This is a genomic window from Streptomyces tardus (assembly GCF_018101125.2).
Taxonomy (GTDB): domain Bacteria; phylum Actinomycetota; class Actinomycetes; order Streptomycetales; family Streptomycetaceae; genus Streptomyces; species Streptomyces tardus.
The window spans coordinates 460553-474598 of sequence record NZ_JAELVF020000001.1 but is presented as its reverse complement, the minus strand read 5'-3'; the positions used below and the strand labels follow the sequence as shown (position 1 = coordinate 474598).

Annotated in this window: 12 protein-coding genes, 1 tRNA gene and 1 pseudogene; 9 read left to right on the top strand and 5 right to left on the bottom strand. The window is 73.4% G+C overall.

What is annotated here, in order from left to right; all coding sequences use genetic code 11:
• Positions 1–172 precede the first annotated feature (172 nt).
• From JGS22_RS02010 to JGS22_RS01995, 4 genes are all read left to right on the top strand, one after another.
• Positions 173–1126: a hypothetical protein gene (locus JGS22_RS02010; protein WP_211041642.1), complete on the top strand. Its 954-nt coding sequence runs from the start codon at positions 173–175 to the stop codon at positions 1124–1126.
• A 101-nt stretch (positions 1127–1227) separates the two neighbouring features.
• Positions 1228–1299 (top strand) — tRNA-Arg (locus tag JGS22_RS02005).
• Between the two features lie 276 nt (positions 1300–1575).
• Complete coding sequence (locus JGS22_RS02000) at positions 1576–2130, top strand: DUF5709 domain-containing protein (RefSeq protein ID WP_308405470.1); 555 nt, start codon at positions 1576–1578, stop codon at positions 2128–2130.
• A gap of 471 nt (positions 2131–2601) precedes the next feature.
• Entirely contained in the window at positions 2602–2883 is a 282-nt protein-coding gene (locus tag JGS22_RS01995; protein ID WP_211041643.1) for a hypothetical protein, read from the top strand.
• A gap of 281 nt (positions 2884–3164) precedes the next feature.
• Here the strand turns inward: JGS22_RS01995 and JGS22_RS01990 are convergent, their stop codons facing one another.
• Positions 3165–4499 carry an NAD(P)/FAD-dependent oxidoreductase gene (locus tag JGS22_RS01990; protein ID WP_211041644.1) on the bottom strand — a complete coding sequence of 445 codons (1335 nt, stop codon included), beginning with the start codon at positions 4497–4499 and terminating at the stop codon, positions 3165–3167.
• Positions 4500–4860: 361 nt separating this feature from the next.
• Here JGS22_RS01990 and JGS22_RS01985 point away from each other — a divergent pair, with 361 nt between their 5' ends.
• Both JGS22_RS01985 and JGS22_RS01980 read left to right on the top strand, forming a co-directional pair.
• A complete protein-coding gene (locus tag JGS22_RS01985) occupies positions 4861–6051 on the top strand; it encodes a zinc-dependent alcohol dehydrogenase (RefSeq protein ID WP_211041645.1) in 1191 nt (396 codons plus the stop codon).
• 115 nt (positions 6052–6166) lie between these two features.
• A complete protein-coding gene (locus tag JGS22_RS01980; RefSeq protein WP_308405785.1) occupies positions 6167–7114 on the top strand; it encodes an NAD-dependent formate dehydrogenase in 948 nt (315 codons plus the stop codon).
• 115 nt (positions 7115–7229) lie between these two features.
• Here the strand turns inward: JGS22_RS01980 and JGS22_RS01975 are convergent.
• Positions 7230–7373, bottom strand: a pseudogene (locus JGS22_RS01975) (TetR family transcriptional regulator); the annotation flags it as partial.
• Between the two features lie 264 nt (positions 7374–7637).
• Between JGS22_RS01975 and JGS22_RS01970 the strand changes: the two are divergent.
• Both JGS22_RS01970 and JGS22_RS01965 read left to right on the top strand, forming a co-directional pair.
• The gene (locus JGS22_RS01970) at positions 7638–8033 is read left to right on the top strand and encodes a DUF2795 domain-containing protein (protein WP_211041646.1); all 396 of its coding nucleotides are present in this window, start codon (positions 7638–7640) and stop codon (positions 8031–8033) included.
• Between the two features lie 100 nt (positions 8034–8133).
• A complete protein-coding gene (locus tag JGS22_RS01965; protein ID WP_211041647.1) occupies positions 8134–8484 on the top strand; it encodes a DUF8129 domain-containing protein in 351 nt (116 codons plus the stop codon).
• A gap of 73 nt (positions 8485–8557) precedes the next feature.
• On the opposite strand, the gene JGS22_RS01960 is transcribed toward JGS22_RS01965, so the two are convergent.
• The 3 genes from JGS22_RS01960 to JGS22_RS26915 all read right to left on the bottom strand — a co-directional run bounded on the left by JGS22_RS01960 (position 8558) and on the right by JGS22_RS26915 (position 12182).
• A complete protein-coding gene (locus tag JGS22_RS01960) occupies positions 8558–9139 on the bottom strand; it encodes a hypothetical protein (RefSeq protein WP_211041648.1) in 582 nt (193 codons plus the stop codon).
• A 176-nt stretch (positions 9140–9315) separates the two neighbouring features.
• Positions 9316–10203: an SDR family oxidoreductase gene (locus tag JGS22_RS01955; protein ID WP_211041649.1), complete on the bottom strand. Its 888-nt coding sequence runs from the start codon at positions 10201–10203 to the stop codon at positions 9316–9318.
• Positions 10204–10493: 290 nt separating this feature from the next.
• Positions 10494–12182, bottom strand: a complete 1689-nt coding sequence (locus JGS22_RS26915) for a SigB/SigF/SigG family RNA polymerase sigma factor (RefSeq protein WP_216814807.1) — start codon at positions 12180–12182, stop codon at positions 10494–10496.
• Between the two features lie 404 nt (positions 12183–12586).
• Here JGS22_RS26915 and JGS22_RS01945 point away from each other — a divergent pair, with 404 nt between their 5' ends.
• The gene (locus tag JGS22_RS01945; RefSeq protein WP_211040166.1) at positions 12587–13939 is read left to right on the top strand and encodes an FUSC family protein; all 1353 of its coding nucleotides are present in this window, start codon (positions 12587–12589) and stop codon (positions 13937–13939) included.
• The last annotated feature ends 107 nt before the right edge of the window (positions 13940–14046 follow it).

Here is a 14046-nt window from a genome sequence, read left to right as displayed (position 1 = left end):
CCGGTCCTGCGCCGCTTCCGCGGGGCCCGGCCCGGACGTGTCCGCCGGCTCTGTGCGTTCCCGGAAGGGTCGTACGGCTGTGCACCCGCAGTTCGGGAGTTGGGCGACATGTAGCAGGATGGGCGTCCGCACCCACGTTCGACAGAACGCCACACAGGTCCGAGGACTCACGATGACGACGCCCCCGTTCCCGCCGCCACCGCAACAGGGCCCGGGAGGGCCGCAGTTCGGCGGTCCGCCGCAGCAGCCGCCCGCCGGAGGACCCCAGCCGCCCTACGGGGCGCCGCAGCAGCCGTACGGCTCGCCGCCGCCGGGCGGGCCGACCGGTCCGGGCGGCCCCGGCGGCCCGGGCGGCCCCTGGGGCGGTCCGCCGCAGGGCCCGTACCCGCCAGGGCCCCAGCAGCCCGAAGGTGGCAAGGGCAAGGGCCCGCTGATCGCCGTCATCGCGGCCTGTGTCGCGGTCGTTGTCCTCGCGGTCGCGGTGACCTTCTTCGTCCTCGACGACCCCGACGACGAGGGCAAGGACGCCAAGGCCAGCGAGTCGAGCGAGGTCACCCCCTCCGACGACGCGTCCGACGACGCGGACGCCGAGGACGACTCCGACGACACGGACGCCACCCCGGACAAGGAGCCCGGCGCCAAGGAGCTGGGCCTGCCGAAGACGCTCCTGGACCGCGAGTACCGAATGCTCCAGGACATGTCCGACCAGTTCCAGCGGGAGGCGCCCTCCGAGGACGTCACCGGTCTCGGAGGCACCTTCGCCGCAGGCGGCGGCGACACCCTCGTGGTCGCCGCGTACGAGGGCAACCTCGGCAACACTGCTGTCGCCAAGCGCGAGTTCCTCCAGGGCACCGGCTCCGGCGCGGGCGCCAAGATCACGGTGCAGCCCAAGGACTTCGACGTCGACGACTCGGACTCGCCCGTCACCTGCCAGGTGGTCACCCAGACCCAGTCCTCCGTGCAGGTCCAACTCCCCACCTGCGTATGGGCCGAGGGCGAGATCCTGATCTCGGTCATCCACAGTGACCCGGCGCAGGTCGGCACCGAAGCCAAGAGCATCCAACTCCAGCCCCAGGCGGACCGGCTGATGAAGGTCCTCGACGAGTTCCGCGACGCCGCGGCCTGACCGTCCCACCGCTTCCGGACGGCGCCCCCACCACGCAAAACCCGGTGCTGGGCACCGTCCGGAAGCTGGTAGTGTTCTACCCGTCGCCGCAAGGTGACAGCGCCCCCGTAGCTCAGGGGATAGAGCAACGGCCTCCGGAGCCGTGTGCGCAGGTTCGAATCCTGCCGGGGGTACTTCCGGGTCAGCGACGCGAAAGCCGCTTCGACCGGGTTCGTACTCATTCGGGAACGGGCGGGACTCAGTTCGACTGGGTCCCGCCCGTTCCTGTTTTGTCATGTCTGCATGCGGTCTGCGAGTGAGCGCCGAGTGGGTCCGCCGTTGTGCTCGGGCCGGCCGGAGTGGGTCGGGGCGGGATGGGGGCGTGGGAGCGGGTACTCGGTGGGCGGAACTGTGGAGGGTCGGCGGAGTTACCGGTCGGCCCCGTACGTGTGCGAGGGACGGAGGAGCCTGTGACCAGCGAGAACATGGGTGACGAGGTCTATCAGCCCACCGGGGGCAACGAGGAGCAGGAGGACGCCGCTCCGTTGGACCTCCAGGACGCGGTGGACGAGCCCGACTACGACGACCTGCTCGACGAGGGGTACTCGCCGCCGGAGAAGCCGTTCGGCGTGGACAAGCCGGGCACAACCGCCGTGGAGCAGCAGGAGGGCGAGTCGCTGGACAGCCGGCTGGCCGAGGAGGTCCCGGACGTGACGGACGGGCTGAACGAGGAGTTGGACGCGGCGGACCGGGTCGGGGACCTGCCCGGCGGCGAGGGCGAGCCCGTCGACCCGGAGGCGGGCGGCGAACGCGCGGGCCGCCTGGTCGCGCCGGACGGCGGGTTGCACCAGGACCGCGAGAAGGACCTGTTGGCGACCGATGTGGGCATCGACGCGGGAGCCGCGGGCGCCGAGGAGGCCGCCGTCCATGTCCAGGACGACGGGGAACAGCCCGACGGACCGCCCGTACGCCCGAACGAGTCCGGGGAGGCGAACGAGTCCGGAGGGGCCGGCGGACACGGGTAGGCGGGCGAGAGACGGGGACGGTCGGCTCGACGGCCTGCCCTGAGAGCCTGCGGTGAACCGACCCGTCTGCCCCTGTCCGGAACGACCCGCCTGCCCCCTGTCCTGAACGGGCCGCCTGTCCTGCGGTGCACCGACCTGTCTGACCTGTCCCGAAGCGGTTCGGACCGGCTGGCGGCGGCCGGCTGCCGCGCCTCGGCCGGTGTGCGGGGCGTCGGCGGGGTACGGGATCGGCGCACCGCTTGTCCGGTCCGGCGGGTGAGGTGATGATCGGGCTGAGGAGCAGTGCTGGGCACGGGTGTGGCCCGGGCAGCGGGCGCAACGGAGTGTGTCGTTGCGTCGGCGTCGTCCCCGCCGTTGAGCGGCAGGCTCCGTTCCTCGTCGGGAACGCTTCGGCGGCCCCGAACGTGGTTGATGAGTGTGGTTTCGAATTCCGCTCGACCGGAGCGGGCGGACAGAGGTGGGAGGGAAGGGATGCCGGCAGAGGATCTCGTTTCCCGTCCGGCCCCGAAGAACACGGCGGGGGAGGTCTCGCTGGTCGCGGGGGTTGTCGCCGTGGTCTGTTCGATCGTCCCGATCGTCGGTGATCTGGTGGCCCTTCCGGCGGCGTTCCTCGCCGTCGTCCTGGGTGTGGTCGGGATCGTCCGCAGCGAGCGGGGGCGGGCGACGAACTTCGGTCACTCGCTCATCGGTGCCACGCTCGGGGCTCTCGCGGCGTTTATGGTGGCGCTGATGTTCTTCGTCTCCAGCGGATAGCGCCGCTCGTCCGCCCCCTTGGGCGCTGTACAGGTCGCCGGGCCCCGGTGCCGCTCGTCCGCGTGGACCTCGTACCCGGGGTCGCGGCGCAGGCGCAACGGCCCGTTGCTGCGCTTCCTCGTCGAACGGCCGCAAGGCGGTACGCCCCGCTCGCCCGTACGTCCGCAAGCCCGTACGCCCCGCTCGTCGAACTTCCGCAAGCCCCGCTCACCGGCAGGCCCAGCTCGCCCGCAAGCTCGTATGCCCGCCGGGGCGTCGCGCCCGTCGGTGCGCGACGGGGTTCATTCGCGGCGGATTGTGCGGGTCCGGGCGGGTGGTGGGGTGGTGGGGGAGTCGGTCTCCAGCGGGACGGCCCCGGCGGGTATCAGGCCCAACTGCACCGCGTGGCGCGGCAGTACGGCGTCCAGCAGCCAGTCGGCCGAGACGCGGGCACGGTTGCCGGGCTGTGAGAACAGGTGGTACGCGCGGGTCACGGCGGCGGCCGGCAGGCCGGAGAGCGGTACGTGCAGCGGGTTGGCCGCCGCGTCCCTGCCGCCGAGGTCGACCATGAAGCCCAGATCGTGGTGGCTGTAGCGCTCGGGTCGGCCGCGGCCGAGTGAGGCCAGTACGTTGTGGGCGGCCAACTTGCCCTGCCGGTGGGCGTGTTGGGCGGTCATCGCGGTGTGGCTGCCGGGGTTGGTCGCGTCCGGGACCGCAGCCGTGTCGCCGCAGGAGTAGATCTCCGGCTGCTGCGGGACCCGCAGCAGGGGGTCGACGCACAGTCGTCCCTTCTCGGTCGGCAGTCCGAGGGAGGCGACGAACGGGTCCGGTCGTACGCCCACGCACCACACCAGCGTGCGGCTGGGCACATGGGTGCCGTCGCTCAGACGTACGCCCTGGGGGCCGGCCTCCTTCACGGAGACGCCGGTGCGCACCTCCACACCGCGTTCGCGCAGCACCCGGTCCGCCTCGGTGGAGAGCCGCTCGTCGAGTTCGGGGAGGATGCGGTCGGCGATGTCGACCAGGATCCAGCGCGGTTTGGGGCCGGCGCCCAGCGCGGTGTTCTGGCGGTGCAGCGCGTCGGTCAGCCGTACGCCCTGGGCCGTGACCTCGGTGCCGGTGTAGCCGGCGCCGACGACCACCGCGGTGGTACGTGCCTGGCGCTCGACCGGGGAGACCGCGGTGGCGGCCATCTCGGCCTGGCGCGTGAGGTGGTCGCGCAGGTAGAGCGCCTCGGCGATGCCGCGGAAGCCGAGTGCGTGCTCGGCGATACCGGGGATCGGGAGCAGCTTGTTGACGCTGCCGACGGTGAGCACCAGCCGGTCGTAGCCGATCCGTCCCCGGGTGCCCTCGGGATCGGTGTAGCTGACGGTGCGTTGCGCGGGATCGATCCCGTCCGCCTCGCCCAGCACCAGCTGCACGCCCGGCAGGGTCGCCGGCAGCGAGACGGTGACGCGTCGTGGCTCCAGGCCGCCGCCGGCGACGTCGGGGAGCAGCGGCAGGTAGAGGAAGTAGTCGTTGGGGTTGATCATCACGACCTCGACCGCGCCGCGGGTGCGGCGCAGCAGGGTTCGGGCGCACTGGTAGCCGGCGAAACCGGCGCCGACGATCACGATGCGCGGACGCCTTGCCGCCATGGGGGCTCCTTCGCTTCGCCGCGTTCCCGGGCCGGCACCGGGCAGGGCGGCTTCCCGCCGCGTGTCGACGTGACCGTACCGACCCGCTCGACGCCCGCCGGGTGGCCCGTACGCGCACCTCCCAAACACACGCGGACGGCCGGGGGCGCGCGGGGAGGTGGGGCGCCGGAGGCGGAAGGAACATGCGCCGCGGAGATGTGTAGCCCCCGGCCGGTCGAGGAACCCGGCTGCCCGTACGTCGTTCGCGGCAGCCGTGCCAGCGGCGCGGAAACCGACACCGGGGGCGGACGGTGGGAGCGCGGGCGCCGGCAGAAACCGGGCGTCGCCGACAACACGGAACCAGCCACGGAGGTGCACGATCATGAAGGCAGCGGTGTGGAACGGCCGGCACGACGTACGGGTCGAGAACGTCCCCGACCCCTCGATCGAGAAGCCCACCGACGCGGTCATCCGGGTCACCTCCAGCGGACTGTGCGGGTCCGACCTGCATCTGTACGAGGTCCTGGCCCCGTTCATGACGCCCGGCGACGTCCTCGGGCACGAGCCGATGGGAGTGGTGGAGGAGACCGGATCGCAGGTCACCGGGCTGGCGCCGGGCGACCGGGTGGTGGTGCCCTTCCAGATCTCCTGCGGGCACTGCTTCATGTGCGAGCGCGGGCTCCAGACGCAGTGCGAGACGACTCAGGTGCGTGATCAGGGTTCCGGCGCCGCGCTGTTCGGCTACACCAAGCTCTACGGCGCGGTACCGGGAGCGCAGGCGGAGTACCTGCGGGTGCCGCAGGCCCAGTACGGGCCGATCAAGGTCCCGTCCGGCCTGCCGGACGACCGCTACCTCTTCCTCTCCGACGTGCTGCCGACGGCGTGGCAGGCGGTGGAGTACGCGGAGGTGCCCGACGGCGGCACGCTGGCCGTGCTCGGGCTCGGGCCGATCGGCGAGATGGCCTGCCGGATCGCGCTCCACCACGGGGTCTCGCAGGTCATCGGCATCGACCTGGTCCCCGAACGACTCGCTCGCGCCCGCTCCCGCGGCGTCCACACCCTCGATCTGCGGCAGCACGAGGGGAAGGGCGAACTGGGCGACGCGGTACGGGAGTTGACCGAAGGGCGCGGAGCCGACAGCGTGGTCGACGCGGTCGGCATGGAGGCTCACGGCAACAGCGCGGCGCGCCTGGCCCAGAACGCCGCCGCGGTACTGCCCGGCAAGGCGGCGGAGAAGGTGGCGCAGAAGGCGAGCGTCGACCGGCTGGCCGCCTTCGAGGCCGCCATCGACATGGTGCGCAGGGGCGGCACGATCTCGCTCAGCGGGGTGTACGGCGGCACCGTCGACCCGGTGCCGATGCTCACCCTCTTCGACAAGCAGATCCGACTGCGCATGGGCCAGGCCAACGTGAAGCACTGGGCCCCCGACATCCTGCCGCTGCTCACCGACGACGACCCGCTGGGCGTCGACGACTTCGCCACGCACCATCTGCCGCTCGACGAGGCCGCCCGGGCGTACGAGATGTTCCAGCGCAAGGAAGACGGCGCGATGAAGGTGGTGTTCCGGCCCTGAACAGGACCGACGGGTACGGGAGTTCGGGGCGTACCGGGGTGAACGTCGTCGCGGTGCTCTTCCCGGACAGCGAACGCGCGGGCTGCGAGGACGTGCCCGCCACCGCCGGCAACGTATCCGACTCGGCCTGAGGCCCTTCCTGGAGGAGCGCGGACACACCGTCGTCGGCATCTCGGACACGGGCGAGGAGCTGGACCGTGAACTGGCCGACGCGGAAGTGCTGATCACCACCCCGTTCTGGCCGCTCCACCTCGACGAGGAGCGGGTGCGCGGTGCCCGGCGGCTGCGGCTCGTCATCACCGCCGGTATCGGCTCGGACCACATCGACGAGGAGGTGGCGCGCCGCCACGGCATCACCGTCACCGAGGTCACCGGAAGCAACGTGGTCAGCGTCGCCGAGCACAACCTGATGGCGATCCTCGCCCTGGTACGCGGCTTCCTGCCCGCCCACCGCCAGGTCGCCGACGGACAGTGGGACGTCGCCGCGGCCTCCTGCGAGGCGGAGGACCTGGAGGGCAAGACCGTCGGGCTGGTCGGCCTCGGCGCGATCGGCGCACGTACGGCGCTGCGGCGCGCTCCGTTCGACGTCACGCTCCTCTACCACGCGAGGCACCGACGCACCGCGGCCGAGGAGGCCACCCTCGGAGCGCGCTACGCCCGGCTCGACGACCTCGTCGCCCGCTGCGACGGCATCTGCCTTGCGCTGCCGCTGAGTTCGGGCAGCCACGCCCTGTTCGACGCCGAGCGCCTGGCCGCGATGAAGCCCGGCAGCCACCTGGTGAACACCGCGCGCGGCGCCATCGTGGACCGCGACGCGCTCGTGGAAGCCCTGGAGCGGGGGCGTATCGCCGGGTACGCGGGCGACACCTGGTACCCGCAGCCCGCGCCGCCCGACCACCCCTGGCGCACCATGCCGCGCAACGCCATGACGATCCACTACTCCGGCATGACGCGCCAGGCTCAGCGCCGCATCGCGGACGGCGTACGGGAGATCCTCGACGCCCACCTCACCGGCACCCCACTGCCCGAGGACTACGTCCTGGTCGAAGGCCGCACCGCCTGACCGACACCCCCGCGTGCGCGGGGAGCAGAGCGCCTCAAGGAGGGGCCCCTCGGGCCATCCGGGGTCATCCCCGCGTGTGCGCGGGGAGCAGTGCGGCTGCGCAGCATCGGCTACCGCCCTGGCCCACCCCGGCCCGGCGTGCGATGGCCGACAGCGGCGCCTGGAGGCCGTGCTCCCCGAATACCTCCCTGGCGGCGGCGACCAGCGCGGCCCGGTTGCGGGCCGCGGCCTTCGGCCCCGGGTTCGAGGGGCGCCGCACCGGAGCCCCGGTGTGCTCGGCTTGCTCGGTGTGGTCGGTCACCCGGGCAGGTTACCGCCGGTCCCGGCCACCGCCGCCGCCCGTCGGGCCGCGCGGTGGGGGCCCGGTACGTCCGTACCGGTTTCGTCGAGGTCCGGAAGGTCAACCCGGTCCCCGGACCGGCCGTACGAGTCGATCCGCCGCGACCGAGGACCCTCGCGGATCGGCTCGTACGGGCCGGACGGCCGCCGCGCCCCGCCGGGGCGCCGACCCAGGGAGCAACCCGTGCAGCGACAGAGTGACAAACACAGCGCCCTCCGCGACGACGAGCTCAAGCAGGAGGTGGAGGGGCGTATGCGCTCGGGCCATCCGACCCGCGCCGACGAGGGGCTCGACGCCGAGCCCCCGGCCGACGACGACCCCGTACTCGCCGAGGACCCCGTGCACGGCGCCGGTTCCGACCAGATCTCCACCGACCCCGGTACGGATCTCCGGCTCGAACTCGCCCGGCACCTGTCGCCCGACGGATTTCCCGCCGGGCGGCCCGAGTTGGTGGACCGGCTGGAGAGGGCGGATGCCCCCGAGCGGCTGCTCGCCCGGGTGCGGGAGCTGCCCGCGGGACAGCGCTACACCGATGCCCAGGATGTCGTCACCACGCTGGAGCGACAGTGGGACGGCTGATCCGCACGCTGGTCCGTCTCGTCCTCCACGGCCTGCGCAGACGCGGCCGGGGGAGGGCCGGCGGGCCGCCGGGCGGCGCGGGCACGAAGGGAGCAGGGAGATGAACGACTCCGAACGGATGTCGCTGGGTGCGTGGGACCAGCAGCCGCTGGGCAGCATGGAGCACCGCATCCGCAGCATGGACGCGAAGCAGCTGCGCACCCTCGAGCACCACGAGAAGACGCATGCGGCCCGTCCGGCGGTGCTGCGCCTGCTGGAGGAACGCCAGTCGCAACTGGCGCACGGCGCCAAGCCGAGCCCCGGCGGCGAGGGCCCGCCCAGCGACAGCCCCGAACGACGCCGCGCCGGTTCGCCGGTGACGCCCTCCACTCAGGCACCGCCGCGCCACGCGCCCCCGCACGGCACCCCCGACCAGCCCGGCCGGGGCGACCGGATGGGCCCCGGCGCGTAGCACGCGCCTGCGAGGCTGCGGCGGTCAGCGGTAGCGGTGGTCGGCTCGGGGAGGGGCGCGCCAGGCGGTCGGCTCAGGCAGTGCTCGGAGCGTCCCGGGAAGCCGGTCGGCGACGGCGCCACCACCGGGTGAGCGGGCCCGCGAGGCTCCGGCCCGCGCGCCGTCGCCACTCGTGCCCGGGCGCGCGACGGACAGCCCCGTCCGGTCCCAGCCGCCAGCGGGGCCCGGACGGGTGATCCGCCCACTCAAGAGACATCGAGAACTCGAAGACGCCCTCGTCGTTCGGCATCAGCAGGGGCGGGGCGCAGCAGGAGGCGTGCCCGGCGCGTCGCTCTCCCCAGTCATCCACCGAGGTCTCGCCGGGACCCAGCGGGTGCCGGAGGTACTTCTCGTTGAAGCAGCCTTTGGCGAGGCGGCGCTCGTCGAGGCGGGCCTCCAGGCGCAGACGGACGTCGAAGAGCGGGGCGTTCGACCAGTTCCCGACGGTGCTGGTGCCGAGCGTGGCGTGCGGCCCGTCCGGGCAGGTGTGGTGGGGGATGAGGCGCGGCGCGGTGAGGACCACGCGGCTGCGCTGTCGCCGGGCGTCCCACCACCGGAAGGCTCCTGTGGTCGCCGGGGACACGAAGGCCCTCGCGGCGGAAACCGATTCGATCATGCGCCGATTCTGCGGCCGCGTGCTCTGCGGGGACGAGCTCTGGACGCCCCTGTCACCCGTACGGGGAGCGTCAACTCCCCGTACACCGCCGCGACTTCGAGCGGAGAGCGACCGAAGTGCGCCAGTCCGAAGTGCCTCGGCGTACGGGGAGGGCGGCGCGTCGGCGGCAGCGGCCGTCAGGGCAGCGGAGTGCCGCCGGTGGCGTTGACGATCTCGGCGGTGACGTAGCTCGCCTCCGAGGAGGCGAGGAAGACGTACGCCGGTGCCATCTCTGCAGGTTGGGCCGCGCGGCCCAGCGGGGTCGAGGCCCCGAACTCCTCCGTGTCCGGCAGCGTCGCCGGGATCAGCGGCGTCCACACCGGGCCCGGCGCCACCGCGTTGACCCGGATTCCGCGCTCGGCGACCGCCGCGGCCAGGCCCTGGGTGAAGGTGACGATCCCGCCCTTGGTGGTGGCGTAGTCCAGCAGGGGCGGGCTCGGCTTGTAGCCCTGCACGGAAGCGGTGTTGATGATCGAGCCGCCCCCGGGCAGATGCGGCAGCGCGAACTTCGACATCCAGAACAGCGCGTAGAGATTGGTCTTCAGCACCCTGTCGAACTGCTCGGTGGTGATGTCCTCCAGCCCGCCCGGCTGTGCCATCTGGTACGCGGCGTTGTTCACCAGCAGGTCGAGTCCGCCCAGCTTCTCGACGGTGCGGTCCACCACCTCGCGGCAGACCTTCTCCTCCCTGAGATCCGCGGTGAGCACGAGCGCGGTGCGACCGGCCGCGCGCACCAACTCGGCTGCCTCCTGCCCCTCTTCCTCCTCCTCGGGCAGGCAGGTCAGTGCCACGTCGGCGCCCTCGCGGGCGAAGGCGAGCGCGACGGCCCGGCCGATACCGGAGTCCCCGCCGGTGACCAGGGCTCTGCGGTCGAGCAGCCGGTCACTGCCGCGGTAGCTGTGCTCGCCGTGGTCGGGGCGCGGCGAGAGGTTCCCGGTGTGCCCGGGGTACTGCTCGGACTGGTCCGGGAACGGCGGGCGGGGGTGCAGGGTGGTCGGGTCGTTCGGTGCGTTGTCGTCGGACATCGCTCTCCTCCCGTTGAACGGGCGTCGTGGTCGGGTGAATCGGCGGCGGTGCGGCCGGCGCGGCACGCGCTCCCGCGCAGGCAGCGCCGCGGGCTCTCCCCCCGGGGGCGTCCCGCCGCCGGTCCGTTCGGACGGCCGATGCGTCCACCTGCGTGCGGCCGTACTGCCACCGACCGGCCTTACCGGCCCGTCGAGCGCCCCTTGTCCGGCGCGTCTGTCGGCCGCCTGTCCGGGTCCGTCGGGGCGTACGTCTCCCGCCGGCGGGGCGGACGAGCGGACCGTACGCCGGGTCAGGGCGCCGCGGTGCGCCGCGGAACCGTACGGGTCTGCCGGACGCGTCGCGTCGCGCGCCGTCCCGGTGGCCGGGCCTCGGGCGGTCCGGCGCCGCGCGGCAGGCTGTCGGGCGTGGAAACGGGCGGCCGGGTGCGCCCGTGCGCACGGAGACACGCACCGATGCGTCGGCTGAGGACCAGCGCCGCGGCCTCGCGCACCGCGACCGGTCTGCTGTCGGCGCCGGGCCCGACGTTCGTACGGCGGCGGAGTCGGTACGGCTGGAGCGCGACCGGTGGCGGTCGCAACCGTTGCGCCGAGTCCGCTGGGAAGCCGCCGGGCTCCGGTCCTGTGGCAGCCGTGCCGCCTCCCGCTGGTCCGGGCGTTCGGCCTGCGCCGCCCTTCCCCGCTGTGCCGTGTCCGGTCGGGCGCGGTCCGCCGACCGCCTGCGCGGCCCGTGGCGCACGGCACCGGAACTCGTCGGCCGCGTAACCGGGTTGGCCACGTGGCCTCGGCTTCAGGCCTACGGGCGGCGGGAGTTGGCTGCCGCGCTGCGTACGGACTCCGGTTCGGGCGCCGGCCCCGGCGGTGCTTGCCTGAGGGAGTGGCGGGCAACGGGCGGGGAGTGAACTCGCCTTCCCCCGGGGCGAGTCGACGGCCCCGCGAGCGTCGGCGCTGCCCGCGTACGGGCGACGAGCGGGCTCCCGCCCGCCGACCCGCGCACCGGTCCGCCCGCCGACCCGCGCGCCGGTCCGTCGACCGCCACCGGCGGCAGTGGCGACCGACGCCGGACCCGCCGCGAGCGGCTCCGCCACCGCCCCGGCCGCCGCGGGCTGCGCCGCGCGCGGCACCGGGGTGGGCCGGGGTCGGGCAGTCGCGGGCGCGGTGACGGATTCGGGGGCCCGGCCGGGTTCGGGGAGTCCGGCGTCGCGGCGCACCCGGGTGCAGATGCTGCGCAGGATGCGGGAGATGTGCATCTGGGAGACGCCGAGTTCGCGCGCGATGTGGCTCTGTGCCATCTCGCGGTAGAAGCGCAGATAGAGGATGTGCCGCTCGCGCTCGGAGAGTCGGCGCAGCGCGGGGGTCACCGCCTCGCGTTCGACGACCAGTTCGTAGCCGGGCTCGGTGGTGCTGAGGGTGTCGGCGAGTGGACGGCGGTCGGTGTGTTCCGCATCGGAGCCGGCGTCCAGGGAGAGCGAGCGGAAGCTCTCCATCGCCTCCAGTCCGCGTTCCACCTCGGACTGCTCGATGCCGAGGTGGTGGGCGATCCGCTCGGGCGTCGGTGCGCCGGACTGCGGATCGGCCTCCAGCTGCCGGACGGCCGTGCGCACGGCGTTGCGCAACTCCTGGACGCGGCGCGGTACATGGAGATCCCAGGCGTGGTCGCGGAAGTGGCGTTTGATCTCGCCGGTGATGACGGGCACGGCGTAGCTCTCGAAGGCGTGGCCGAGGCCGGGGTCGAAGCGCTGGACGGCCTTGATGAGGCCGAGCGAGGCGACCTGTTCGAGGTCTTCGAGGTCCTCACCGCGTTCGCGGTAGCGGCGGGCGAGCCGTTTGGCCATCGGCAGCCATGCGCGGATGACGCGGTCCTCGGCGCGGGCGCGTTCCGCTCCCTGGGGGAGGACGGCCAGCAGGTCGAGGTCGGCCTCGGTGTCGGGCCGGTCGGGGTGTGGCCTGCGCGTGGTCTGCCGGGTGCGCTGTGCGTTCACAGTTGATCACTCACCAAGGGTGGCCGAGGTCGGTCGGGCGGCGCCGTGTCGGTTGTCCCGCGGAACGTGCGACTTCGCGGGCTGTGGCGACTGGCGCTCCTCTCGCTCGGGTGCTCCGAGGGTTGCGGTCCCGGTGCGGGCCGGTGGCCGCCCGGTTCGGGAAGGCCGGCCCACATGGTTCGCGTTGCCGGGTGCGCCCGGCGGGAACCCGCTGCGGGCCCCTGTCTCGGGCGCCCGTCCCCCGTGCCTACCGCTGCGTCGAACCGGAATCGGATACGTATCGCCTGCGGCGGGTTCCCGCACCGGGCACGGCCCGGAACCGGAATTCGTTCTCCGAACAGCGTCCCCGTTATCGTCGCGATCCGCGAGGCGTACGGGAAACCAGGCGGGAAACAGGAGGTCAGATGCCGTCGGTCGGCACTTCGGACGGCCCGGGCGACCACGAGCCGCGCCGGCACGAGCAAAGCAACGACGAGCCGCGCAACGACGAGCCGCGCAACGACAAGCCGCGCAAGGACAAGCAGCGCAAGGACAAGCCGCGCAACGACGAGCAGCACCACCCCGGTCCGCGCAGGCGTCAGGCGCGCGGTCACGAGCGCAGCGCATCCGCGCCCGGCGCGGTGCGCACGGCGTGGTACGCCGTGCGCCAGGACCTGGGCCTTGCCAGGGCCGCGGCGGTACGAGCGGTACGCCGGCCCGGCCGCGAACGCGATCTGGCGGCGCAGTCGCTCAAGAGCGCCTTGGCCGCACTGATCGCCTGGGTGCTCGCCGGGTGGCTGTTCACCGACAGTCTGAGCCTGATGGGCCCCTGGGTCGCCGTGGTCCTCGTTCAGTCGACCGTCTACCAGTCGCTGTCGCAGGGGTTGCGGCAGACGGTGGCGATCGTGATCGGTACGGTGCTGGCGACCGGCACCGCGCTCGTGTTGGGAAGTCAGGTCGCCGCGCTGCTGCTGGTGCTGCCGGCGGCGCTGCTGCTGGGGAATCTGCGGCAGTTCGGAGCGCAGGGCATCACCGTGGCGACGTCGACCCTTTTCGCGCTGGTCGGCAGCCCGGTCACGCTCCAGATCAGCGCCGAGCGGGTGGGTGCTGCCGTGATCGGTGCGCTGGTCGGCATCGCGGTCAACGCGCTGGTCCGGCCCCCGCGTTACCTGCGTGACGCGCGCGCCGCGGTCAGGGACGCCACCGACACCGTCGCCCGTACGCTCGACGAGCTGGCGGACGCGCTCGTCGAGGGGGTCGACGAGGAGCTGGCGCGTTCGCGCCGCAGAGAGGCCGACCAACTGCCCGCCCGGGTGGAGGCGGTCAGGGCCGCGCTGGCGTGGGACCGGGAGAGCCTGCGGCTCAACGTCCGCAGGCGCAGCACCTCCTCGCTGCTGCCGTCGGACTACACCACCCACGACGTCGTGCACACGGTGGACCAACTCGCCGACACCACACGCGGGTTGACGCGGATCGTGGAGGCGAGCGCCGAGCGCTCCGGCAGCGAACCCGCGATCCCCGACTGGCTGGCCCACGACTGCGCCCGCTGCCTGCGCGAGGCGGCCAGGGCCATCGAGGCGTACGGCCACTATGTGACCGGGGCCGAGAGCGAGGTGCAGCACGAGCTGTCGGACGGGGTGTACCGCGCGCGCACCGGGCTGGACCGGCTCGCCACCCGTGTCGACCTCACCGCGGTACCGGACGTCGGGGCGATGGAGATCCTCGGCCCGCTCCTCGCCGACACCCGCCGGCTGGTGCGCGCCCTGGACACCGAGTGAGCACACCTTCCGGGGCCGTCTCCCGAGGCGGCACCCGGAGGCAGCGGTCGCAGCGCTCCTCGCACGCGCGTACGGTTCCCGGAGAGGGGCGGTGTGCGTCCCCGTGC